24 protein-coding genes are annotated in these 21747 nt (G+C 49.7%); 11 read left to right on the forward strand and 13 right to left on the reverse strand.

Annotation, left to right across the window (positions count from 1 at the left end):
• Nucleotides 1-51 precede the first annotated feature (51 nt).
• Nucleotides 52-261, forward strand: coding sequence for a YlaF family protein (locus tag BBI15_RS10390; protein WP_068869493.1), 210 nt, complete (start codon nucleotides 52-54; stop codon nucleotides 259-261).
• A gap of 154 nt (nucleotides 262-415) precedes the next feature.
• Here the strand turns inward: BBI15_RS10390 and BBI15_RS10395 are convergent, their stop codons facing one another.
• On the reverse strand, nucleotides 416-1213 hold the full coding sequence (locus tag BBI15_RS10395) for an inositol monophosphatase family protein (RefSeq protein ID WP_068869494.1): 798 nt from the start codon (nucleotides 1211-1213) through the stop codon (nucleotides 416-418).
• A gap of 90 nt (nucleotides 1214-1303) precedes the next feature.
• Entirely contained in the window at nucleotides 1304-1498 is a 195-nt protein-coding gene (locus BBI15_RS10400; protein ID WP_068869495.1) for a hypothetical protein, read from the reverse strand.
• Nucleotides 1499-1654: 156 nt separating this feature from the next.
• Between BBI15_RS10400 and BBI15_RS10405 the strand changes: the two genes are divergently transcribed.
• On the forward strand, nucleotides 1655-2299 hold the full coding sequence (locus BBI15_RS10405; RefSeq protein ID WP_068869496.1) for a YktB family protein: 645 nt from the start codon (nucleotides 1655-1657) through the stop codon (nucleotides 2297-2299).
• A gap of 20 nt (nucleotides 2300-2319) precedes the next feature.
• On the opposite strand, the gene BBI15_RS10410 is transcribed toward BBI15_RS10405, so the two are convergent.
• Together BBI15_RS10410 and BBI15_RS10415 are read right to left on the reverse strand one after the other, a co-directional pair.
• Nucleotides 2320-2589, reverse strand: a complete 270-nt coding sequence (locus BBI15_RS10410; RefSeq protein WP_068869497.1) for a UPF0223 family protein — start codon at nucleotides 2587-2589, stop codon at nucleotides 2320-2322.
• A 9-nt stretch (nucleotides 2590-2598) separates the two neighbouring features.
• Nucleotides 2599-3570 carry an NAD(P)H-dependent flavin oxidoreductase gene (locus BBI15_RS10415; protein ID WP_068869498.1) on the reverse strand — a complete coding sequence of 324 codons (972 nt, stop codon included), beginning with the start codon at nucleotides 3568-3570 and terminating at the stop codon, nucleotides 2599-2601.
• A gap of 192 nt (nucleotides 3571-3762) precedes the next feature.
• On the opposite strand from BBI15_RS10415, the gene BBI15_RS10420 reads away from it, so the two are divergent.
• Entirely contained in the window at nucleotides 3763-5232 is a 1470-nt protein-coding gene (locus tag BBI15_RS10420) for an aminotransferase class I/II-fold pyridoxal phosphate-dependent enzyme (protein ID WP_068869499.1), read from the forward strand.
• Nucleotides 5233-5288: 56 nt separating this feature from the next.
• On the opposite strand, the gene BBI15_RS10425 is transcribed toward BBI15_RS10420, so the two are convergent.
• The 6 genes from BBI15_RS10425 to BBI15_RS10450 all read right to left on the reverse strand — a co-directional run bounded on the left by BBI15_RS10425 (nucleotide 5289) and on the right by BBI15_RS10450 (nucleotide 12224).
• Nucleotides 5289-6158, reverse strand: a complete 870-nt coding sequence (locus BBI15_RS10425; protein WP_068869500.1) for a polysaccharide deacetylase family protein — start codon at nucleotides 6156-6158, stop codon at nucleotides 5289-5291.
• 89 nt (nucleotides 6159-6247) lie between these two features.
• Entirely contained in the window at nucleotides 6248-7657 is a 1410-nt protein-coding gene (gene lpdA / locus BBI15_RS10430; protein WP_068869501.1) for a dihydrolipoyl dehydrogenase, read from the reverse strand.
• Nucleotides 7658-7662: 5 nt separating this feature from the next.
• Complete coding sequence (locus BBI15_RS10435; protein WP_068869502.1) at nucleotides 7663-9054, reverse strand: dihydrolipoamide acetyltransferase family protein; 1392 nt, start codon at nucleotides 9052-9054, stop codon at nucleotides 7663-7665.
• Nucleotides 9055-9231: 177 nt separating this feature from the next.
• On the reverse strand, nucleotides 9232-10209 hold the full coding sequence (locus BBI15_RS10440; protein WP_068869503.1) for an alpha-ketoacid dehydrogenase subunit beta: 978 nt from the start codon (nucleotides 10207-10209) through the stop codon (nucleotides 9232-9234).
• A gap of 3 nt (nucleotides 10210-10212) precedes the next feature.
• On the reverse strand, nucleotides 10213-11325 hold the full coding sequence (gene pdhA / locus BBI15_RS10445) for a pyruvate dehydrogenase (acetyl-transferring) E1 component subunit alpha (protein WP_068869504.1): 1113 nt from the start codon (nucleotides 11323-11325) through the stop codon (nucleotides 10213-10215).
• A 254-nt stretch (nucleotides 11326-11579) separates the two neighbouring features.
• Nucleotides 11580-12224, reverse strand: a complete 645-nt coding sequence (locus BBI15_RS10450) for a YkyA family protein (protein ID WP_068869505.1) — start codon at nucleotides 12222-12224, stop codon at nucleotides 11580-11582.
• 146 nt (nucleotides 12225-12370) lie between these two features.
• Between BBI15_RS10450 and def the strand changes: the two genes are divergently transcribed.
• The gene (gene def / locus BBI15_RS10455) at nucleotides 12371-12943 is read left to right on the forward strand and encodes a peptide deformylase (RefSeq protein WP_068869506.1); all 573 of its coding nucleotides are present in this window, start codon (nucleotides 12371-12373) and stop codon (nucleotides 12941-12943) included.
• A gap of 71 nt (nucleotides 12944-13014) precedes the next feature.
• On the opposite strand, the gene BBI15_RS10460 is transcribed toward def, so the two are convergent.
• Nucleotides 13015-13788 carry a Cof-type HAD-IIB family hydrolase gene (locus BBI15_RS10460; RefSeq protein ID WP_068869507.1) on the reverse strand — a complete coding sequence of 258 codons (774 nt, stop codon included), beginning with the start codon at nucleotides 13786-13788 and terminating at the stop codon, nucleotides 13015-13017.
• 279 nt (nucleotides 13789-14067) lie between these two features.
• Between BBI15_RS10460 and BBI15_RS10465 the strand changes: the two genes are divergently transcribed.
• Entirely contained in the window at nucleotides 14068-14283 is a 216-nt protein-coding gene (locus BBI15_RS10465) for a DNA-dependent RNA polymerase subunit epsilon (protein ID WP_068869508.1), read from the forward strand.
• Nucleotides 14283-15950: a ribonuclease J1 gene (rnjA, locus tag BBI15_RS10470; RefSeq protein ID WP_068869509.1), complete on the forward strand. Its 1668-nt coding sequence runs from the start codon at nucleotides 14283-14285 to the stop codon at nucleotides 15948-15950. Before BBI15_RS10465 ends, rnjA begins: the two co-directional genes overlap by 1 nt.
• A gap of 39 nt (nucleotides 15951-15989) precedes the next feature.
• On the opposite strand, the gene BBI15_RS10475 is transcribed toward rnjA, so the two are convergent.
• Nucleotides 15990-16649 carry a potassium channel family protein gene (locus tag BBI15_RS10475; RefSeq protein WP_068869510.1) on the reverse strand — a complete coding sequence of 220 codons (660 nt, stop codon included), beginning with the start codon at nucleotides 16647-16649 and terminating at the stop codon, nucleotides 15990-15992.
• Between the two features lie 68 nt (nucleotides 16650-16717).
• A complete protein-coding gene (locus tag BBI15_RS10480; RefSeq protein WP_068869511.1) occupies nucleotides 16718-17014 on the reverse strand; it encodes a hypothetical protein in 297 nt (98 codons plus the stop codon).
• Nucleotides 17015-17326: 312 nt separating this feature from the next.
• On the opposite strand from BBI15_RS10480, the gene BBI15_RS10485 reads away from it, so the two are divergent.
• From BBI15_RS10485 to BBI15_RS10505, 5 genes are read left to right on the forward strand one after another with little or no spacing between them, the layout of a single operon-like run.
• Nucleotides 17327-17866 carry a helix-turn-helix domain-containing protein gene (locus tag BBI15_RS10485; protein ID WP_068869512.1) on the forward strand — a complete coding sequence of 180 codons (540 nt, stop codon included), beginning with the start codon at nucleotides 17327-17329 and terminating at the stop codon, nucleotides 17864-17866.
• A 15-nt stretch (nucleotides 17867-17881) separates the two neighbouring features.
• Complete coding sequence (locus BBI15_RS10490; protein WP_068869513.1) at nucleotides 17882-18985, forward strand: ABC transporter ATP-binding protein; 1104 nt, start codon at nucleotides 17882-17884, stop codon at nucleotides 18983-18985.
• Nucleotides 18978-19802: an ABC transporter permease gene (locus BBI15_RS10495; RefSeq protein WP_068872573.1), complete on the forward strand. Its 825-nt coding sequence runs from the start codon at nucleotides 18978-18980 to the stop codon at nucleotides 19800-19802. Before BBI15_RS10490 ends, BBI15_RS10495 begins: the two co-directional genes overlap by 8 nt.
• Nucleotides 19786-20592, forward strand: coding sequence for an ABC transporter permease (locus tag BBI15_RS10500; RefSeq protein ID WP_068869514.1), 807 nt, complete (start codon nucleotides 19786-19788; stop codon nucleotides 20590-20592). Before BBI15_RS10495 ends, BBI15_RS10500 begins: the two co-directional genes overlap by 17 nt.
• Nucleotides 20589-21665 (forward strand): ABC transporter substrate-binding protein, encoded by a 1077-nt coding sequence (locus tag BBI15_RS10505; protein ID WP_068869515.1) that lies wholly within the window; start codon nucleotides 20589-20591, stop codon nucleotides 21663-21665. Before BBI15_RS10500 ends, BBI15_RS10505 begins: the two co-directional genes overlap by 4 nt.
• Nucleotides 21666-21747 lie beyond the last annotated feature (82 nt).

The raw sequence follows: 21747 nt of genomic DNA on the forward strand, positions 1-21747 counted from the left end.
AGGGGAAAAACCCTACGATTTTATTTTCTCAGATGCAGGAGGTTAGGCGGTATGAAAGAAGCGATCATAGAATCATGGCATAATATAAAATGGATTTTTGTACTTTATTCGTTGGCGGCAATCGGGGCGATGGTGCTCATCGGCGTCGCAGTGGCACTTCGCAGCGTGACCGGCATTTTCCTTTCCACTCTTTTGTTGATGGCCATCATGGGCTTCGGGTTTAAACGGAAAAAAGAAATGCGCGAAGCAGGCATATTGTAAACACTTAAAGAGGGCTGTCCCAGCAGGTTGTATTCCACGACCTGGTGGGACAGCCCTCTTTTATATCCGGAACGCATGAAAAACTGTTAAATATGCTTGAGCATGTCCATGCCGCCACAGAAAAGCTTGCCGGCGCACATAGTATTTAGATTCGTCAGGTGCGCTTCGGCTTAATGTATTCCTGGAGCAATTTTCCGTGAATGGACGGGTTAGCGGCGACGAATGTATCCGACTTCAGCAAGTTCGCAGGTTCGCCTGAGAAATTGCTTGCGACAGCCCCGACTTCTTTTGCCATCACCAAACCGCCTGCGATATCCCAGGGCGACAGCCTCATGGAAATATAGGCGTCGATGCGCCCGCTTGCAAGATACGCGAGCTCCAGCGCTGCAGAACCATACGAACGCATGCCCCGCGCCTCGTGTACAAGGCGGATGGTGGCTTCGTGCTCCACGTGCCGGTTCGGCGTCGCCCACATGGCGTTCATGCCAACGATCGATTCGCTGATGTCCGTCTCCAAAAGCGGCTGCAAACGCTCATCATTATAATAAGCACCACCGCCTGCGATCGCATGATATAGATCGTCATTGACGACATCATAGATATAACCCATTTTCCCGACACCATCTTCATAAATACCGAGTGAAATGGCAAAATTGCGTCGTTGGTGCACGAAATTCATGGTGCCATCGATTGGGTCGAGCATCCATACCGTGCCGCTTAATTCTTCGATTGTGTCCCCAAATCCTTCTTCGCCAAAAACGCGGTGGGCCGGAAAATCTTCCCGGATATGGTGGATGAAAAACTTCTCCACTTCCTTGTCCACGTTGGTGACCAAGTCATTGGCGTGGGCTTTCGTATCCACCGAGATGTCGCTAAGAAATGAATTGCGGATCCGGTGCCCTGCTTCTTTGATCATCGATTTTATGTAACGGTCCATTGCGTGCTGGTCCATGTATGAGCTCCCCCTTATTTCTTTTCAGTATAACGAAAAAAGCATCCACTGTCTTTAGCCAGCAGATGCTTCTACGGTATGGTCGTCTGTTTACAATGCATGAAGAGCCTCCAGTTCTACCTGTATTTCTGCCAGCCGTTTCTTGCTCTTTTCTTTTTGGCTGCTGTCATCTTGCTGCATTGCATCATACAAGGTGGCCAATTCGTAATCAAGCTCCAGCTTCAAGGTATTGATGTATTCCTTTTCTACATCCGCTTTCCGGATAATCTGTATCATCTGCTTCATCGGTGAGCCCCCCCTTCCCTCATAATCGGAATATTCCGACTGCGATGTTTGTTACACATCTTTACCCCGTTTTTTCCTCTCGAAAACTTATTTATATTCATTCTTTCCAAACTTCGTTAAAATAAACCGTGATGATTCTTTAAGGAGGGGACGTCCTTGAAACCATACTGGACTGAACAGGATTTTGAAGTATTCGAAACGCCAGGTCTCGAGGCGCGCATGGAAGCTTTGGCCACCCATGTGCGGCCGAAATTCGAAGCGCTGGGCCAAGACTTTTCCGCCTATTTCTCGGGGGAAACCGGAGATGAATTTTTCCCGCATGTCGCGAAACATATGCGCCGCACTGTCAATCCTCCGAATGACAGCTGGGTGGCATTTGCGCCTTATAAACGCGGCTATAAGGCCGTACCGCATTTCCAGATCGGATTATGGGAAAGCCACGTATTTGTCATTCTCGCTGTCATTTACGAAGCACCGGGCAAACCGGAAATGGCGAATAAATTGATTTCCACCGGGGCTTTAGCCGAACTGCCATCGGGATTCGTCGTTTCGGGCGACCATATGAAGCCTGATGCGGAAACCATCGAATCGCTTGGCGAAAAGGGGCTGGAAAAATTGCTCACGCGCCTGCGCGATGTCAAAAAAGGAGAACTCGTCATCGGCCGGCATTTGGCAAGAGCAGAAGCTGCCATACTCGATCAAAACGGATTCTATGCTTTTGCAGAAGAAACATTCCGCGAACTGCTTCCGGTTTACCGAAAGTTGCTGCAAGCCAACGAAAAAGCCGCCGTTCAACGCTGAACGGCGGTTTTTTTCCATCTTTAGATGCGGATCAATTCATCGCCTGAAGCTTCTTTCATCTTCTTGACGACTTTAAAACTGACATAGCCGCTTTCTTCCTCGAATTCGCGGAAGTATGTTTTTTCCTCGGCCATCGATGGCACCACTTTTTTGAACTTGCGATACTTTTCCATCAGCTCTTGCCGATTGACCCCTTTTTCATAAGCTTTCTCGATCGCTTCGAAAAATTCCACGACGTCAACGATCTCGTCGGTCGTCCAATCGATGGAAAACGGATATGAATATTCCATTGTCTTAACCTACCCTCTTTCGATAATTCCCCAACGTTTGCGGATTTCTTGTGTTTGCTGGATCATCCGGTCGAACAATTCCTGGACAGTCGGCACATCCCGGATCAACCCTGTCACTTGCCCTGCCCAACCGAAACCGTTCTCTTCTTCCCCTTCATAAATATAGCGCTTATTGGCGGTTCCGCTAATATAATCTTTCAGCGCTTCATAAGTCGGCGTCTCTTTTTCGATTTCCAAGATCCGGTCCGTCCATGTATTTGACAAGGTGCGAGCCGGTGCTCCGATGCTGCGCTTGATGATCACAGTATCGTTTTCCGTGCTGTCGACCAATTGCTGCTTATACTGCTGTGATGCATGGACGCATTCTTTCGTCGCGATGAAACGCGTCCCCATTTCAATCCCTTCGGCCCCGAGTGCGTGCGCCGCCATCCATCCCCGGCCATCGCCAATGCCGCCAGAGGCGATTACAGGAATCGATACTGCATCGACCACTTGCGGAATCAGGACCATGGTCCCTATATCATCACGGCCCAGGTGCCCGCCGCCTTCATGCCCGACGACCATCACGGCATCAGCGCCAAGTTTCTCCGCTTTTTCAGCTTGCCGCCTTGCTGCGACCAATACCAATTTCTTTATATCTGTGCCTTCCAATTGCTCGAAAATCGGTGTCGGGTTGCCTCCAGTCATCGACACAACCGGTACCCGTTCTTCAATCGCCACTTCGAGCATATGCGAAAACGCCCGCCCATGCTCGCCGATCGCAAAATTCACCCCAAAAGGCTTGTCCGTCAACTCGCGGACTTTACGGATTTCCTCCCGCAATTCATCCGGGCCCGGCAGGCTCATCGCCGTAATCTGGCCGAGCCCCCCGGCATTCGAGACCGCAGCTGCCAAATCGGCATAAGCTAAATAGGCCAAGCCTCCTTGGATGATTGGATAGTCGATTCCAAGCAGTTCCGTGACCCTTGTTTCAAACGCCATAATCCCACTCCTTTTTTTCGTCCTCTTCTTGTCTATTCGCTCCAATTCCTAAATTCCCTTTTTCAATGATTCCAGCTCATGCCACAGCATGGAAAATAAGCCATTCATCTTCACTATAAGTATAGTAACCAGGCGCCTTGCATGCTATAATTTCTCTTGTTTTCATTTTGATAAAGTGAGGTGCACGTCCCATTGTCACAACTCGAAACTCCGCTTTTCGATGCGCTCTTGAAGCATCGGAACCGGCATCCTATACAATTTCACATCCCCGGCCATAAAAAAGGCCAAGGGATCGATCCAGCTTTCCGGGAATTTGTCGGCGACAATGTCCTGTCGATCGATTTAATCAATATAGCGCCACTCGACGATCTGCATTCCCCAAAAGGCGCAATTAAACAAGCACAGGAATTGGCCGCACAGGCATTCAGCGCAGATCACACCTTCTTCTCTGTCCAAGGCACGAGCGGCGCCATCATGACGATGATCTTGAGCGTGGTCGGGCCGAATGATAAGATCCTCGTGCCGCGGAATGTCCACAAATCCATCATGTCGGCTATCGTTTTTGCCGGCGCGATTCCGGTCTTTATCCACCCGGAAGTCGATCCGGAACTCGGGATCTCCCATGGCATCTCGCCGGAATCGGTAGAGAAAGCCCTGACCGAATATCCAGATGCCAAAGCGGTGCTTGTCATCAACCCCACTTATTTTGGCGTGGCGGCTGACCTGAAGCGCATCGTCGATATCGCGCATGGCAAATCGATTCCCGTTCTGGTCGATGAAGCGCATGGCGTCCATATCCATTTCCATAAATCCTTGCCAGTTTCCGCGATGGCAGCAGGCGCGGACATGGCAGCCACATCCGTCCATAAATTGGGTGGCTCGATGACACAGAGCTCCGTGCTGAATGTGCGGGAAGGGCTGGTGTCGCCGAAACGCGTCCAGGCGACTTTATCGATGCTCACGACGACTTCGACTTCTTATCCGATATTGGCATCGCTCGACACCGCGCGGCGCCAGCTCGCCATCCATGGATTCGACTTGATCGACCAGACAATCCGCCTCGCACAGGATGCGCGCAAGCGGATCAACAAGATTCCGCATCTTCACTGCGTCGGGAAGGAGCTGCTCACTTCTTCCGCGACTTATGATATGGATCCGACCAAATTATTGATCAGCGTCAAAAATCTCGGCATCACTGGCCACCAGGCAGAAGAATGGCTGCGCGAGAACGCCAATATCGAAATTGAACTATCCGACTTGTACAATATTCTCTGCCTTGTCACGCTCGGTGACAGCCGGAAAGAAATCAATTTGCTCGTCAATGCCTTGCAGCGCATGAGCGAAGCCTTGGAAACTGAACAGGCCGTTTCGGAACCGATTGTCTTGTTGCCGGAAATTCCGCGGCTTGCGATGACCCCGCGCGACGCTTTCTATGCGGAGACGGAAATCATCCCGATCGACGAAGCGGTGGGGCGCATATCGGCTGAGTTCATCATGGTATATCCGCCGGGCATCCCGATTTTCATTCCGGGGGAAATCATTACAGAGGAAAACATCTCCTATATCCACACGAACATCAAAGCAGGCCTTCCGGTCCAGGGACCGGAAGACGATTCACTCCAGACACTGCATGTCATTAAAGAGCATCATGCATTCCGTTAACGATAAGCAGTAACACAGAAGGTTCCGACGCATTTTGCGCCGGAACCTTTTTAAGCTTAAATGCCTTCTATTTCATCCGGATCTACAAACTCATAACCCTTGTCACGCAGCCCTTCGATAATTTGCGGCAACGCTTCTTTCGTCCATTCCCTGTCGTGCATGAGCAGATTTCCGCCATTATTGAGTTCAGGGGCATTGACCATGATTTCTGTCAAAGCTTCCGGTTCCATATAGCCTTGCATGAAATCGTAGCCATAGGTCCAGTTCATGCGCACCATGCCCTGTTCCTTGGCAAGAGCTTTGCTGAATTCGGTATTTACGCCAAACGGGGCACGGAAAAATTTCGGTACTTCCCCGGTGATCGCTTCCACGTGTTCGTTGAGCGACACGATTTCATCTTGCTGGACGCTCTCTGTTGACTGCTTTAAATTCACATGGGTGTTGGTGTGGTTACCGATCGCAAAGCCCATGTCGTGAATTTCAGACAAGTTCTGCTGTTCTTCATCTGTATCGAGAAAATGCCCATTGACGAAAAAGATCGCCGGTACGTCCAGTTCTTTTAAGGTTTTGGCCATTTCAAGCGAATATGTATCCGGTGCATCGTCGATGGTGATCAAGACCACTTGTTCGTTCGCGTCCCCAATCGGTTCAACTTGGGAGTTTTGCGGATTGATGCGATAGCGGGGCTCTACAGCCTGCTCGGCGTCTTGTTCTTCCACTTCTTGCTCTTCAGCGTTTTCCCGCTCTTCTATATCTGATTGATCTGATTGCTCACTTGCGGATTGCTCCGATGCCACATCATCCTCGACATCTGTTTGCGCTGATTTTCCCTGTGCTGTACCTTCCGGCTCCTGGGCAGTTTCATCAGAACAAGCCCCGAGCAGAAATGTTGCACATACCGGCAGCAGCCAATTTCGTTTATTCATAATCACCCTCCTTGTGTAAAATTTTAACATACGCAGGGCATACAAAGCATAGAAAAAAGGACCGCGTTTTGCGGTCCTTTCCATGCTCATTATTTGATGATATGAATCGGCGTGCCAAGGGCTACTTCTGCCGCTTCCATCGTGATCTCAGCCAAAGTCGGGTGAGCGTGGATTGTCATAGCGATGTCTTCCACAGTCATGCCCGCTTCGATAGCCAAGCCAATTTCAGCGATCATGTCAGAAGCGCCCGCTCCGACGATCTGCCCGCCTAGCAGCAAGCCGTCTTCTTTACGGGATACCAACTTGACGAAGCCTTCAGAAGAGTTCAATGCCAACGCACGGCCGTTTGCGCCGAACGGGAATTTCGCCGCTGTCACTTCAAAGCCTTCTTCTTTTGCTTGTTCTTCCGTCAAGCCAACACTTGCAAGTTCAGGGTCTGTGAAGCAAACCGCTGGGATTGCCATGTAGTCGACTTCCGATTTTTCGCCGGCAATCGCTTCAGCAGCGATTTTGCCTTCGTATGAAGCTTTATGTGCCAATTGAAGCCCTGCCACGATATCACCGATTGCGTAAATGTTCGGGATGCTTGTGCGGCATTGTTTGTCGACTTCGATAAGCCCGCGCTCGCCCATTTTGATGTTGAGCTCTTCAAGGCCCATTTCATCAGTGTTCGGACGGCGGCCGACAGTGACCAATACGTAGTCTGCGTCGATTGTTTTCTCTTCGCCGCCTGCTTCGTATGAAACCGAGACGCCTGAATCTGTTTCTTCCACGCCTTTAGCGGAAGCTTTCGTGATGACTTCGACACCTTTTTTCTTCAAGCCTTTTTTGACGATGGACGTCATTTGCTTTTCGAATCCGGCAAGGATATCCGGTGCGCCTTCAAGGATCGTCACTTCGGATCCCATGTTTGCATATGCAGTTCCAAGCTCAGTGCCGATATAGCCGCCACCGATGACGATCAATTTTTTCGGCACTTCTTTCAAAGCAAGTGCTCCAGTCGAATCGATGACGCGTTCTGAATATTTGAACGTCGGGATCTCAACTGGGCGTGAACCTGTTGCGATGATTGCGTTCTTGAACTTATATGTTTGGGCAGAATCCGCGTCCATGATGCGGACAGTGTTTTCGTCCACGAAATAAGCTTCGCCGCGAACGATTTCCACTTTATTGCCTTTCAGCAAGGACTCGACACCGCCGGTCAATTTCTTGACGACGCCATCTTTGAACGCTTGTGCTTTTTCGAAGTTCAAGGAAACTTCTTTCGCCACGATGCCCATGTCATCGGAATGCTGGGCTTCTTCAAAACGGTGGCCGACCGAGATCATCGCTTTTGAAGGGATACAGCCGACATTCAAGCAAACGCCGCCGATATATTCTTTCTCAACGATTGTAACTTTTTGGCCAGTCTGTGCTGCACGGATAGCTGCGACATAGCCGCCAGGGCCTGAGCCGATGACGAGCGTGTCTGTTTCGATTGGGAAATCTCCTACTACCATAAGTTTTACGCCTCCATTAATAGTAATTCTGGTTCACTTAACAAACGCTTGATGTGATTTAATGCGTGTTGTGCGGTTGCTCCGTCGATCATGCGGTGATCGAAGCTCAATGATAATGCTAACACAGGAGCTGCTACAATTTCACCATTTTTCACTACTGGTTTTTCAGCAATGCGTCCGATGCCCAAAATGGCAACTTCCGGGTGGTTGATAACTGGTGTGAACCATTGGCCGCCAGCAGAGCCGATATTTGTGATCGAGCATGAAGCGCCTTTCATTTCGGCAGATGACAATTTGCCATCACGCGCTTTTGTTGCAAGCTGGTTGATTTCATCGGAAATAGCGAAGACAGATTTGCGGTCTGCATGCTTGATGACCGGAACGAGCAAGCCTTTGTCCGTATCCGCTGCGATGCCGATATTGAAGTAATGCTTGTGGATCACTTCACCTGTCTCGTCGTCGAACGACGTGTTAAGCGCCGGGAATTCACGCAATGTGCTCACCAATGCCTTGACGACATACGGCAAGTATGTCAACTTGATTTCTTTTTCCGCAGCGATGTCCTTGAACTTCTTGCGGTGCGCAACAAGTTCGGTCACATCGACTTCGTCCATCAATGCGACGTGAGGGGCAGTGTGCTTCGAATGCACCATCGCTTTGGCGATCGCTTTGCGCATGCCGGACATTTTCTCGCGGGTTTCCGGGAATTCGCCTTCCGGAGCGGCTTTAGCTGGCGCTTCTTTTGTTTCTTCTGTTTCTTGTGAAGCTGTTTCCTGCTCTGCTGCCGGTGCCTCTTGTTCCTGGCCGCCTTCTAGGAACGCTTCGATGTCTTGTTTCATGATGCGCCCGTTGTCGCCGGACCCCTTGACCTTTTTGATATCGACGTCTTTTTCACGTGCGAATTTACGCACGGACGGCATCGCGATCACGCGTTTATTCGGATCGCTATCTGCTTCATCCGCTTGCGGCTGGTCGCCTGCGCCGGTTTCGCCTTGTGGCTTGCTTTCCGGTGCCGGCTCTTTTTCGACATTTTCGCCTGATTCAGCTGTTCCCGACTGAACCTGCTCTTCTGTCTCTTCCTGCTGATCTTCTTGCTTCGCTTCAGGCGCTGGTTTTTCTTCGTCGTCTTTTCCGCCTTTGAAATGGACATCGTCCGCATCAGGGGAATCGATTTTCACGAGCACGTCCCCGACCACTGCGACTGTCCCTTCTTCTACAAGCACTTCCTCGATGGTTCCTGAAACAGGAGACGGGATTTCCACGACCGCTTTATCATTCTGGACTTCACACAGAATATCGTCTTCTTCGATCGTGTCCCCGGCCTTAATAAACCATTTTACTATCTCACCTTCGTGGATACCTTCGCCGATATCCGGCAATCGAAATTCAAAAGCCATTCTAGTCACCCTTTCTATTGTACATTCGATACGGTTTGCCATACGGAATGCTGCCGTTCGGCAATGATCCAGATCCAGACCGGCTCCTGGTGGACAGGTTGGCCGGTTATGCTGGATTCCGGCTGGTTTCTAATTCTATTTTCGGACAAAGGCGATGTGCTAGCCGCTGTCCGGCAATTAGAAATTCAATACTTTTTTCGCTGTTTCTACTATATCCTTTGCATTCGGCAGCCAAACTTGCTCAGCTTGCGAGAATGGGAAGACAGAATCCGGTGCTGTTACGCGGAGAACTGGAGCTTCAAGGCTCAAGATTGCGCGGTCGTTGATCTCAGCTACGACATTCGCTGCAATTCCGGCTTGTTTTTGTGCTTCCTGAACCACGATGGCACGGTTCGTCTTTTCAACGGATGCGATAATCGCTTCGATATCAAGCGGCTGGACGGTGCGCAAATCGATGACTTCCACGGAGTGGCCATCTTTTTCCAATTCTTCAGCAGCTTTCATGCTTTCTTGCACCATCGCGCCGTAAGTGATGATTGAAAGGTCTGTACCTTCACGCTTCACATCAGCTTTGCCAAGCGGGATCGTATATTCTTCTTCCGGTACTTCCTGGCGGAATGAACGGTACAATTTCATATGCTCAAGGAAAATGACCGGGTCGTTGTCACGGATTGCAGAGATCAACAATCCTTTTGCATCGTATGGTGTCGATGGGATGACCACTTTCAAGCCAGGCTGTGAAGCCATGAGCCCTTCGAGTGAATCGGCGTGCATTTCCGGCGTGTGTACGCCGCCGCCAAATGGGGAACGGATCGTCACCGGCGAAGTCAAAGTGCCGCCGCTGCGGTAACGCATGCGCGCCATTTGGCCGCTGATGGAATCCATGACTTCGAAAACAAAGCCGAAGAACTGGATTTCCGGGACTGGGCGATAACCTTGAAGTGCCAGGCCGATCGCCAGGCCGCCGATTCCTGACTCAGCGAGTGGCGTATCGAATACGCGGTCCTCCCCGAATTCTTTTTGTAAACCTTCAGTTGCGCGGAACACCCCGCCGTTATTACCTACGTCTTCACCGAAAACCAGAACATTTTCATCGTTTTTCATTTCTGTTTTCAGAGCGTCCGTAATCGCTTGGATCATCGTCATTTGTGCCATGGGTTACTTCGACTCCTTTGCTTTATAGATATCGAGCTGTTCCTGTACATTGAATGGAACTTCTTCGTACATGATTCCGAGAAGGTCAGATACTTTTTGCTTCGGCGTGCCATCTGCTTCTTTGATCGCCGCCTTGATTTCCTCTTTCGCTTTCTCGATCACTTCGTTTTCTTTTTCTTCATTCCATACGCCTTTGGCTTCAAGGTACTTACGGAAGCGGACAAGCGGGTCTTTCTTCTCCCATTCGCTGTCGATATCCGAAGTACGGTAGCGTGTCGGGTCATCCCCTGCCATCGTATGCGGCCCGTAGCGGTAGCACATGGTTTCGATCAATGTCGGCCCATCGCCTTTCACGGCGCGCTCACGTGCATCGCGAGTGACTGCATATACGGCCAGCGGGTCCATGCCATCGACAAGAACGCCTGGAATTCCTGCGGAAACCGCTTTTTGTGCAATCGTTTTTGCGGATGTCTGCAATTCACGCGGCGTCGAAATCGCGTATTGATTATTTCGGACGATAAAGATCGCCGGTGCGCGGAATGCCCCGGCAAAGTTGATGCCTTCGTAAAAATCGCCTTGCGAAGAGCCGCCGTCGCCTGTATAGGTAATGGCGACCGCTTCTTTTTTACGCTTTTGCAAACCGAGCGCAACTCCAGCTGCCTGTATGAACTGTGCGCCGATGATGATTTGCGGCGGCAGGATGTTCAAGCCTTCAGCCATCTGGTTTCCTTTGAAGTGCCCACGGGAGAACAAGAACGCCTGGTGCAACGGCCAGCCGTGCCAGATCAATTGCGGTACGTCGCGGTACCCCGGCAAGATGAAGTCGTCTTTCTCCAATGCAAAGTGGGAAGCCAATTGAGATGCTTCCTGCCCGGCCGTCGGCGCATAGAATCCGAGGCGCCCTTGGCGGTTCAGTGAAATCGAGCGCTGATCCAGGATGCGCGTATAGACCATGCGCTTCATCAACTCTTCCAATTGCTCATCTGATAGCTTCGGATCGTAATCCTTATTAACAATTTCGCCTTCTTCGTTCAATACTTGAACCATTTCGAACTTTTCTTCGATCGCGTTGAGTGTTTCCACCGGATCGAATTGCTGATTCTTTTTCGCAGCCATAAAAGCAACTCTCCTTTATCTGTATTAAAATTTTAACACTAGCTTAGTGATACAATCGCCACATTCTTTCTCAGTATACGCCACCACAATATTACGGTCAATCATAGAAGAACAATACATTGTACGTATATACCCGTTTTCACGAATCTTAAAAGCAAACACAACTGTATCAATAGAAAAACACCAACTGTATTATAATACAGTTGGCATAGAAAGCCCTTTTATAGCACAGAAAAAGCAGCCTTTACGGCTGCTCAGTCGTTTTCTGCATTCATTTTTTCGATGGTTTCGTTTTTCAGTTCATTGAACTGTTCCGTCTCTTCGTTAAAAGCTGTCACGGCTTCCTGGACTGAATCGTTCTGTTCATTCACTTCATCCGTCTTATCCTGAAGGGTCGCGAGGTCCATCTCCTCTTTTGCTACCATGGCGTAAAGTTCCTTCTGGTGCCCGATTAAAGCTTCGTACTGGTCCGTGAATTCACTATGCCTCATAAAGCGCTCGTCCATTTGCTCTTTCAGCGCTTGCAAATCCGATTTTAAGCTCTCATCCTCTGTCTCTTCGATCAATTGGCCGATTTCCTTGAATTGCTCGGCAGCGCTTTGCATCGATTCACGCTCAGTTTCCAAAAGTTCAAGCCGTTCGTCCGCTGAAGCGATCGCCTCCTGCGATTTCTCCTCGACTTCCGCCTGCTGCTCTTTCGTCAAAGCCATGATCGATTCAAAGATCTCCTGCTCGTGCTGTTCACGGCTCTGTAGTTCACTCTGTACTTCACGGTACTCGGCCTCTTCTTCGAAAGTCGCCTCCAAAATCCCGTTCAACTGTTCCTCTGTTGATGCCCCTGTGCATGCCGACAGGAAAAGAGTGCCGGTCAAGACCGTGGCGATGGCTAATTTATGCACAATAAAGTCCCCCTTGATTTCCATGAATTAACTATAGAATGATTAACGGTAAAATACAATAACAGCAAGAGCATTTTCTTTTTTCAAAAAGGCGCTCATACGATACAATGGGTTTAATAGTGAGCACCATGAAAGGATGAACATACGTGATTTTGATGAATGACATTATCCGTGAAGGGCACCCCACTCTTCGCCAGAAAGCTGAAGAGGTTAAGCTCCCGCTTTCCGATGAAGACCGCAAGCTCGGCGAAGAGCTTCTGGAATATGTAAAGAACAGCCAGGATGACAAGTTGGCGGAAAAATACGATTTGCGTCCGGGCGTTGGAATCGCCGCTCCCCAGATCAACGTCTCCAAACGGATCTTCGCCTTGCATTTTGACGAACATTCAGGAGAAAACTTGAGCCTGGTGGCAGTGAACCCGAAAATCGTCAGCCATTCTGTCGAGAAGGCCTATTTGTCCAGCGGTGAAGGCTGCCTGTCCGTCGACCGTTCGGTGCCGGGATACGTCCCGCGCCATGCCCGCATCACCGTCAAAGGCCATACGCTTTCAGGAGAAGAATTCAAGATGCGTTTGAAAGGGCTGCCGGCCATTGCCTTCCAGCATGAACTCGATCACTTGAACGGCATTATGTTCTACGATCACATCAACCCGAACGACCCGTTCCAGGAAGTTGAAAATGCTTCCGCCATCGATTTGCAAACTGAAACAGTGGAATGATAAAACCCCGTCCATGAAAATGGACGGGGTTTTATGCGGGATTGACATATTCCCAGGGGTCGTGCAAAGGATCAGCGGCTCAGGCCAAGAAACTCGAATGCGCTGGCAAGCCCATCTTCGTCTACGTGGCCTGTGACATGATTGGCGCGTTTTTTCGTTTCTTCGTGGCCGTTCGCCATCGCTACGCTAAAACCGGCAATCTCCATCATCTGAAGATCATTCAAACCGTCGCCAAATGCGATCGTATCTTCCAGCCGGTGGCCAGTCGCGCGGATCAATTGCTTGATGCCTTCCGCTTTGCTGCCGCCTTTCGGAAGGATGTCGCAAGATACCCGGTGCCAGCGGACAAAATCCACGTCCTGGAACTCTTCATGATATTGGCCTTCTTCGTGCTCCTCGCAAAAGACCAACGCCTGATACACATCGTTTGTGCGGTAGAATTCCTTGTCCATTTCCGGGTGCGGGAATTTCAGGCTCTTGATGCTCTCATCGATATCCGGATGGAAATCGATGGAAGAGACCATCTTATGTTCATTCAAGAAGACCAGCGGGTGGTCGCGCTGCTCCGCAAAGGCCAGCACTTTCTCCAAGGTCTCGGAATCGATGGCCTGCTTATGCACCGCTTCGTTCTCGAACGCGATGTACTGGCCGTTGAACGTGATATACGTATCGATCGATAGTTCCTCAAGCAAGGAACCGATCATGAACGGTGCACGCCCCGTTGCGATGGCCAGCTGATGGCCGTTTGCGCGGGCAGCGGTCAACGCTTGTTTCGTAGCTTCCGGCAATTGCTTTTTCGTATCGAGCAAGGTGCCGTCGATATCCAACAATAATAACTTCGACATATTCCTATCTCCAATCTTTTGGGGTGTTTGCAAATCCGCCCTCTTTTCTTTTGTCAGAAAAAACAGTATACTATACACAAGGAGTGGTGAGCCATGCTGAAACGGTTGAAACGCAGACTACTCAGACAGCTCAACGGCATTATGAACAAAAAGAAGATAGCATAAGGTTTGTTTTGGCCCTTCTTAACAAATAGGAGGGCTATTCTTTATTTTAAAACAATGACATGATAATATAAAGAAAGTGCATTTATATTGAACGTGGAAAAAGGAGAGCAAAATATGATTTTTAAAGTATATTACCAAGAAAACCGTTTTGAAGTACCAGTTCGCGAAAACACAAAAAGTTTGTACGTAGAAGCTTCCACCGAGCGGGAAGTACGCCACCACTTGAAGGACCGCAACTTCAACATCGAGCTCGTGCAGCTATTGGAAGGCCAGCACCTCGAATATGAACAAGCCTCCCAAGATTATAAAGTGGAGTCTATCGACGCATAATGAAATTCGTGAAAAATGACCAAACAGCTGTTTTCGCGCTCGGCGGACTGGGCGAAATCGGCAAAAACACTTATGGCGTCCAATTCCAGGATGAAATCATCCTCATTGACGCCGGCATCAAATTCCCGGAAGACGATTTGCTCGGAATCGATTACGTCATCCCGGATTACACTTATCTAGTCAAAAACGCCGATAAGATCAAGGGCCTGTTCGTTACACATGGCCACGAAGACCATATCGGCGGCATCCCTTACCTGCTCAAGCAAGTGAACATGCCAGTATACGGCGGTAAGCTGGCACTTGGCTTACTGCGCAAAAAACTGGAAGAACACGGCTTGCTGCGCCAAACGAAAATGATCGAGATCGAAGAGGAAGACGTCATCAAATTCCGCAAGACTTCTGTCAGTTTCTTCCGCACGACGCACAGTATCCCGGACTCATTCGGTGTCGTCGTCAAGACGCCTCCCGGCAGCATCGTCCATACGGGAGATTTTAAATTCGACTTCACACCTGTCGGCGAACCGGCCAATCTATTGAAAATGGCCCAAATCGGCAGTGAAGGCGTACTATGCTTGCTATCCGACTCGACGAATGCTGAAATCCCGAATTTCACGATGTCTGAACGCAAAGTGGGCGAAACCATCCGCGACATAATGCGCAAAGTGGAAGGCCGCCTCATTTTCGCTACGTTCGCTTCCAACATCTACCGATTGCAGCAAGTTACGGAGGAAGCGGTGCGCCAAGGCCGCAAGATCGCGGTTTTCGGCCGCAGCATGGATAACGCCATAACGATCGGCCGTGAACTCGGCTATATTACGGCACCTGAAGATGCCTTTATCGATACGCAGACATTGAACCGTATGCCAGCCGACAAAGTCGTGATCCTGTGTACAGGTTCACAGGGCGAACCGATGGCTGCCCTGTCTCGGATCGCCAACGGTACCCACCGCCAAATCCAGATCCAGCCGAATGACACGGTCGTCTTCTCTTCTTCCCCGATCCCGGGCAATACGAGCAGCGTCAACCGCACGATCAACTTATTGTTCCGTGCAGGGGCGGATGTCATCCATGGCTCATTGAACGATATCCATACATCCGGGCACGGGTCTCAAGAAGAAAATAAATTGATGCTGCGCTTGATCAAGCCGAAATTCTTCATGCCGATCCACGGTGAATACCGGATGCAGGCACAACATGCAGAACTTGCAATCGATTGCGATGTTCCACGCGAAAACACCTTTATCATGGAAAACGGCGATGTTTTGGCACTTGGCCAGGACGAGGCATCCGTCGCGGGCCGCATCCCTTCCGGCGATGTGTACATCGACGGCAGCGGAATCGGCGATATCGGAAATATCGTCCTTCGCGACCGCCGCGTGCTGTCCGAAGAGGGACTGGTTATCGTCGTTGTCAGCGTCGACAAGAAGAAAAGCCGCATGGTTTCAGGACCTGACCTCATTTCACGCGGATTCGTCTATATGCGCGAATCCGGCACGATGATTTACGAGGCCCAGCAAATGCTGAACCGCCACCTGAACAAGAAAATCCACAGCAAAAATACCGACTGGGCTGAGCTGAAGACCGAAATTTCAGATGTCCTCGGGCCGTATCTTTACGAAAAAACGAAACGCCGTCCGATGATCCTCCCAGTGATTATGGAAGTATAAAAAAAGAAGCCCTCAGCGGCTTCTTTTTTTTTGCCTTATTTAGTTCATGACTTTCTTTTCGAAACGGTTGATGTCGGCATCGGATCCGATGATGATCAGAATATCATCCCGTTCGATCTCCATATCGGCTTGCGGCGACACGATGATATCGTCGCCTCTTTTGATGGCCACGATATTGATGCCGTATTTGGCGCGGATATCCAATTCGATCAAAGTATAACCCGCAAGCTTTTCATTCGCTTTGATTTCCATGATGGAATGTTCATCGGACAGCTCGAGGTAATCGAGCACATTGTTCGACAGGATGTTATGGGCGATCCGGATGCCCATATCGCGCTCCGGATGGACGACTTTGTCCGCCCCGATCTTATGCAGCACCTTGGCATGGTAGTCGTTTTGGGCCTTGACGGTGATTTTCTTGACACCGATTTCCTTGAGCATAAGCGTCGTCAGGATGCTCGCTTGGATATTTTCACCGATCGCGACGATGACCTGCTCGAAATTACGGACCCCGAGGGATTTTAATACTGATTCGTCTGTTGTATCGGCTACGACAGCCTGGGTCGCGATCGAGGCGAATTCATCCACCCGCTCATGGTCTTTATCGATGGCCATCACGTCAGCGCCTTGTTCGATCAATTCCCGGACGATGCTTCCGCCAAAACGCCCTAAGCCTATTACCACGAATTCCTTTTTCATTTAAATCCCCCATCTTCTCGTTTCTCCTATTTATCATATCCTTCTTTCTTCAATAAAAAAACCCCCGCTTATTTGCGGGGATCGAGTGGGCGTTTCGGGCGATTCTCGCAGTACTCACAGCTGATATCGCTGCAGCGCTCTTCGCGCCACTCATTGCAGCTTGCGCAATAGCTTGCGTCGAATTCGTTATCGAAAGTCAATGGATCCATGCACGTATGGCAAAACGTATGGACGTCCATCCAATTGATGAACTTTTTGTCGGCTAATAGATAAAGCCCTTTTTCGTCTTGCTTGTAATTCATGATGGATGGTTTTTGCGCTACCCGATTCTTCGGGTCAAGGAAAAAATTCATCTTACCGTTCAAGTTGATCACTCCTGTAGTTGGGTGGGCTGTTATGTCCCTGTCATATGTCGTTTTGGCACAACCGAAAACTTCTATATCAGTCTTTGGAGACTTTTTAGTTTTTGCACTTTCTCTATAATAGTAATTGCTTTAGCTGATTGCAATAGATTCGGATTCATTTCCCGAAGTTTTTTCCCCTTGAATTCCAACGCCAGTTTTGTATAATGAATAAATACTTTAACTAAACTTAAAGTATATTTTTACTAAACAACTTTTCTTTCACCTGTTCAGCTGACTATAAGTGCATCATTAATGAAGAAGCGAGGAGACTTTATGGAAATCGGCAAAAAGATCAAGAATCTGCGGCTGAAAAATGGCTTGACCCAGGAAGAACTCGGCTCAAGGACGGACTTGAGCAAAGGTTTCATTTCACAGCTTGAACGCGATATGAACTCGCCTTCCATCGAAACGCTCTTTTCTCTTCTTGAAGTCCTTGGAACGACCCCAAAAGAATTTTTTACAGATGCCGAAGAAGCCAAGCTCGTCTTTAAGGAAGAAGACCATACCGTGCATATCGACCGTGACGCTGGTTATGAAATTGACTGGCTCGTCCCGACATCCAACAAAAAGCAAATGGAACCGGTATACCTGACCTTGGAATCATCCGGCAACTTTAAAACGTTTGAACCCTCGGCATCCGAAACCTTTGTCTATATCCTAAAAGGCGAAGTCCGCTTGAATATCGGCAGCCGTTCCTACACTGCCAAAGCCGGGGATTCCATTTACTATAGTGCAGACCACGAACATCAATTAGCGAACCCTTCAACAGGCCGCGCAGAAATGATCATCGTCGCGACTAAATCTTATTTATAAACCAGGAGGTATATCATGACCGATCAAGCGATCATCCGTTTCGAGAATGTCGTCCAGACTTTCGAAGGTGCGGGAAATGTATTGAACAACGTCAGTTTTGAAATGCAAAAAGGGAAATTCTATACCTTGCTCGGCCCTTCCGGCTGCGGCAAGACGACAATTTTGCGATTGATCGCCGGATTTAACCAGCCGACTAGCGGCGACATCTACATCAAAGGCAAAAAGGTCAACAAGATCCCGGCAAACGAGCGGCAAGTGAACACCGTCTTCCAGGATTATGCGCTGTTCCCTCACTTGAATGTATTCGAAAATGTGGCCTTCGGTTTGCGCATCAAGAAAATCAAGAAAGCAGAAGTCAAACGCCGCGTCGAGGAAGCATTGGCATTCGTCAATTTGAGCGGTTATGAAAATCGGGAGATCCACGAAATGTCCGGCGGCCAGCGCCAACGCGTTGCCATCGCGCGGGCCATCATCAACGACCCGGAAGTGATCCTGCTCGACGAACCGCTGTCTGCGCTCGACTTAAAGCTGCGCACCGAAATGCAATATGAACTGCGTGAACTGCAGCAGCGCCTCGGCAAGACATTCGTCTTCGTCACGCATGACCAGGAAGAAGCACTCGCGATGTCCGATGAAATCTTCGTCATGAACGCAGGCGAAATCCAGCAGAGCGGCACGCCGATGGATATATACGATGAACCGATCAACCGCTTTGTCGCCGATTTCATCGGAGAGTCGAATATTGCCGAAGGCGTCATGGTCGATGATTACCGCGTACGTTTTGCCAATAAGGAATTCGAATGTGTCGATAGAGGACTGAGCCCGAACGAACAAGTGGAAATCGTCATCCGCCCGGAAGACTTGGAAATCACCAAGCCGGAAAGCGGTAAAATGGCAGTCCGTGTCGACAGCCAATTGTTCCGCGGCGTCCATTACGAAATCTCGACATATGACGAGACCGGCAACGAATGGCTGGTGCATTCGACAAAACGCGTGGATGTGGGCGCGCAAATCGGCCTTGATTTCGAACCGGAAGCGATTCACGTCATGCGCTTGAACGAATCCGAAGAAGCGTTCGATGCAAGGCTCGAATCATACGGAGCCGTTTCCAATGAGTAATCGTTCATCACGCCCATGGTATCTGGCACCCTATTATATATGGATATTATTATTTGTCATCGCTCCGATTGCTCTTGTCGTTTATTTTTCATTTCTTGATTTGGCCGGCGACTTCACGCTGGAAAACTATGCGAATTTCTTTTCATCGACGTATTTCCGCATGACGCTCAGTTCGTTCTGGTATGCCTTCCTCATCACGCTCATTTCCGTGCTGATTGCCTACCCGACCGCTTACTGGCTGACGAAAACAAAGCATAAGCAATTATGGCTCCTGTTGATCATCATTCCTTCGTGGATCAACTTGTTGCTGAAAGCCTATGCATTTATCGGCATTTTCGGGCTGTACGGCCCTGCCAACCAATTGATCCAATTTTTCGGTGCGGGGCCACTGCAGATCCTGTTCACCGATTTCAGCTTTGTGTTCGTCGCCGTGTATATTTTCATCCCGTTCATGGTGCTGCCGATTTTCAACTCGCTCGATAAGATCAATCCGGCTTTGATCGATGCATCGCGCGACCTCGGCGCATCCCAATGGACGACGTTCCGGCGCGTCATCTTCCCGCTTGCGATCAACGGTGTCAAATCCGGCGTACAAGCCGTCTTTATCCCCGCCTTGTCGCTATTTGTCATCACCCGACTGATTGCGGGCAATAAAGTGATCACGCTCGGTACTGCCATCGAACAGCAATTCCTGGTTACGCAAAATTGGGGCATGGGCTCGACAATCGCCGTGTTCCTGATCCTCTTCATGATCATCATCATGCTGCTCACGGGCCCGAAAGAGAAAGGAGGGGCTTTGAATGGCAAAGCTAAGTAAAGCCGCCAAAATCTATTTGGCGTTCGTCTTTTTTATTCTCTATGCCCCGATTTTCTATTTGATTTTCTATTCCTTCAATAGCGGCGGCACCATGTCCGGCTTTGAAGGATTCACTTGGGAGCATTACGCGGCCGTATTCGATGACACACGCCTGCTCATCATCGTCTTGAACACGGTCATCGTGGCGTTGCTGTCTGCGCTCATCTCGACAGCGATCGGCGTTCTTGGCGCAATCGGCATCATTTTCCTGCGCAACCGGAAAATGCGCAACGCCGTCTTGTCCTTGAACACGGTATTGATCGTCAGCCCGGATGTCATCATCGGGGCCTCGTTCCTGATTCTCTTCACGATGGTCGGCGTCAAGCTCGGCTTTGCGTCCGTCCTGGTATCTCATATTGCCTTCAGCATTCCGATCGTCGTCATCATGGTGTTGCCGAAACTGCAGGAAATGAGTTCGAGCTTGATTGATGCGGCGACGGACCTTGGGGCATCGCAGCGCGACATTTTGACGCGCGTCATCATCCCTTACATCAAACCGGGAATATTCGCGGGCTTTTTCCTGGCCTTGACGTATTCGCTTGACGATTTTGCCGTCACGTTCTTCGTCACCGGCAATGGCTTCGCTACCCTATCAGTCGAGATCTACTCAATGGCTCGGGCAGGTATCACGCTAACGATCAATGCCCTTTCCGCTTTGATTTTCGTCGTGACGCTCGGACTTGTCCTCGGCTATTATTTCTTTAATCAGCGCTCCGGGGCGAACGCTGGAACAGGAGGGACACGACCATGAAAGCCATCATAAGAGCAAGTGCAGCCATCGTCATCATTTCCGCCGTCCTGTTCTATGCCGTGCATCTGCTGGAGAACAGTACTGCCACCAGCGGCAGCGGCTCGATTTCGGTCTATAACTGGGGTGAATACATCGACCCCGAACTGATCAGCCAATTCGAAGAAGAAACCGGCATCCAGGTCGTCTATGAGACATTCGATTCGAATGAATCGATGATGACCAAAATCGAGCAAGGCGGAACGTCCTATGACGTCGCCATGCCTTCCGAATATGCCATCGAAAAGATGAAGGAAAACGATTTGTTGTTGCCGATCGACCACAGCAAGATCCCGAATCTCGAAAACATCGATCCCTATTTCCTGGATCTTTCGTTCGACCCGGGCAATGAATATTCGATTCCTTATTTCTGGGGCACTGTCGGCATCGCCTATAACCCGACACTTCTTGAAGGGCAGACCTTCGAAAGCTGGGACGACCTGTGGAATCCCACGCTCGAACAGGAAGTGATCCTGGTCGACAGCGCACGCGAAGTCATCGGCATGGGCTTGAACAGCCTCGGCTATTCGCTGAACTCCACCGATCTCGGGGAATTGCGCGAAGCGACCGACAAATTGAAGACTCTTGGGCCCAACGTCAAAGCAATCATCGGTGATGAAATCGTCGAAATGATGCGCCGCGAAGAAGCGGCAGTTGCGGTCACCTGGTCCGGCCAAGCTGCGGATATGATGTGGATCAATGAAGATATCGATTATTCGGTGCCAGAGGAAGGCTCCAATCTTTGGTTCGATAATATGATCATCCCGTCAACAGCGGGCAATGTGGACGGCGCCCACAAGTTTATCAACTTCATGCTCGATGCCGAAGTTGCGGCGCAAAATGCCGATTACGTCGGCTATTCTTCCCCGAATGCGGAAGGAATCAAATTGATGGATCCTGAAGTGACGGGTGACGAGCGTTTCTACCCGACTGAAGAAATGCGCGACCGCCTCGAAGTCTATGAAAATCTTGGGCTCGAAATGCTTGGCGTCTACAACGAATTGTTTTTGGAATTCAAGATGGATATGGAAAAATGACAGGCAGAACTTCTGCCTGTTTTTTTTTGTTTAAATAAGGTATAGTATATAAGTTCATAACACTGAAATTTAGCCACACGAA

It is taken from the genome of Planococcus plakortidis (genome assembly GCF_001687605.2).
GTDB lineage: Bacteria > Bacillota > Bacilli > Bacillales_A > Planococcaceae > Planococcus > Planococcus plakortidis.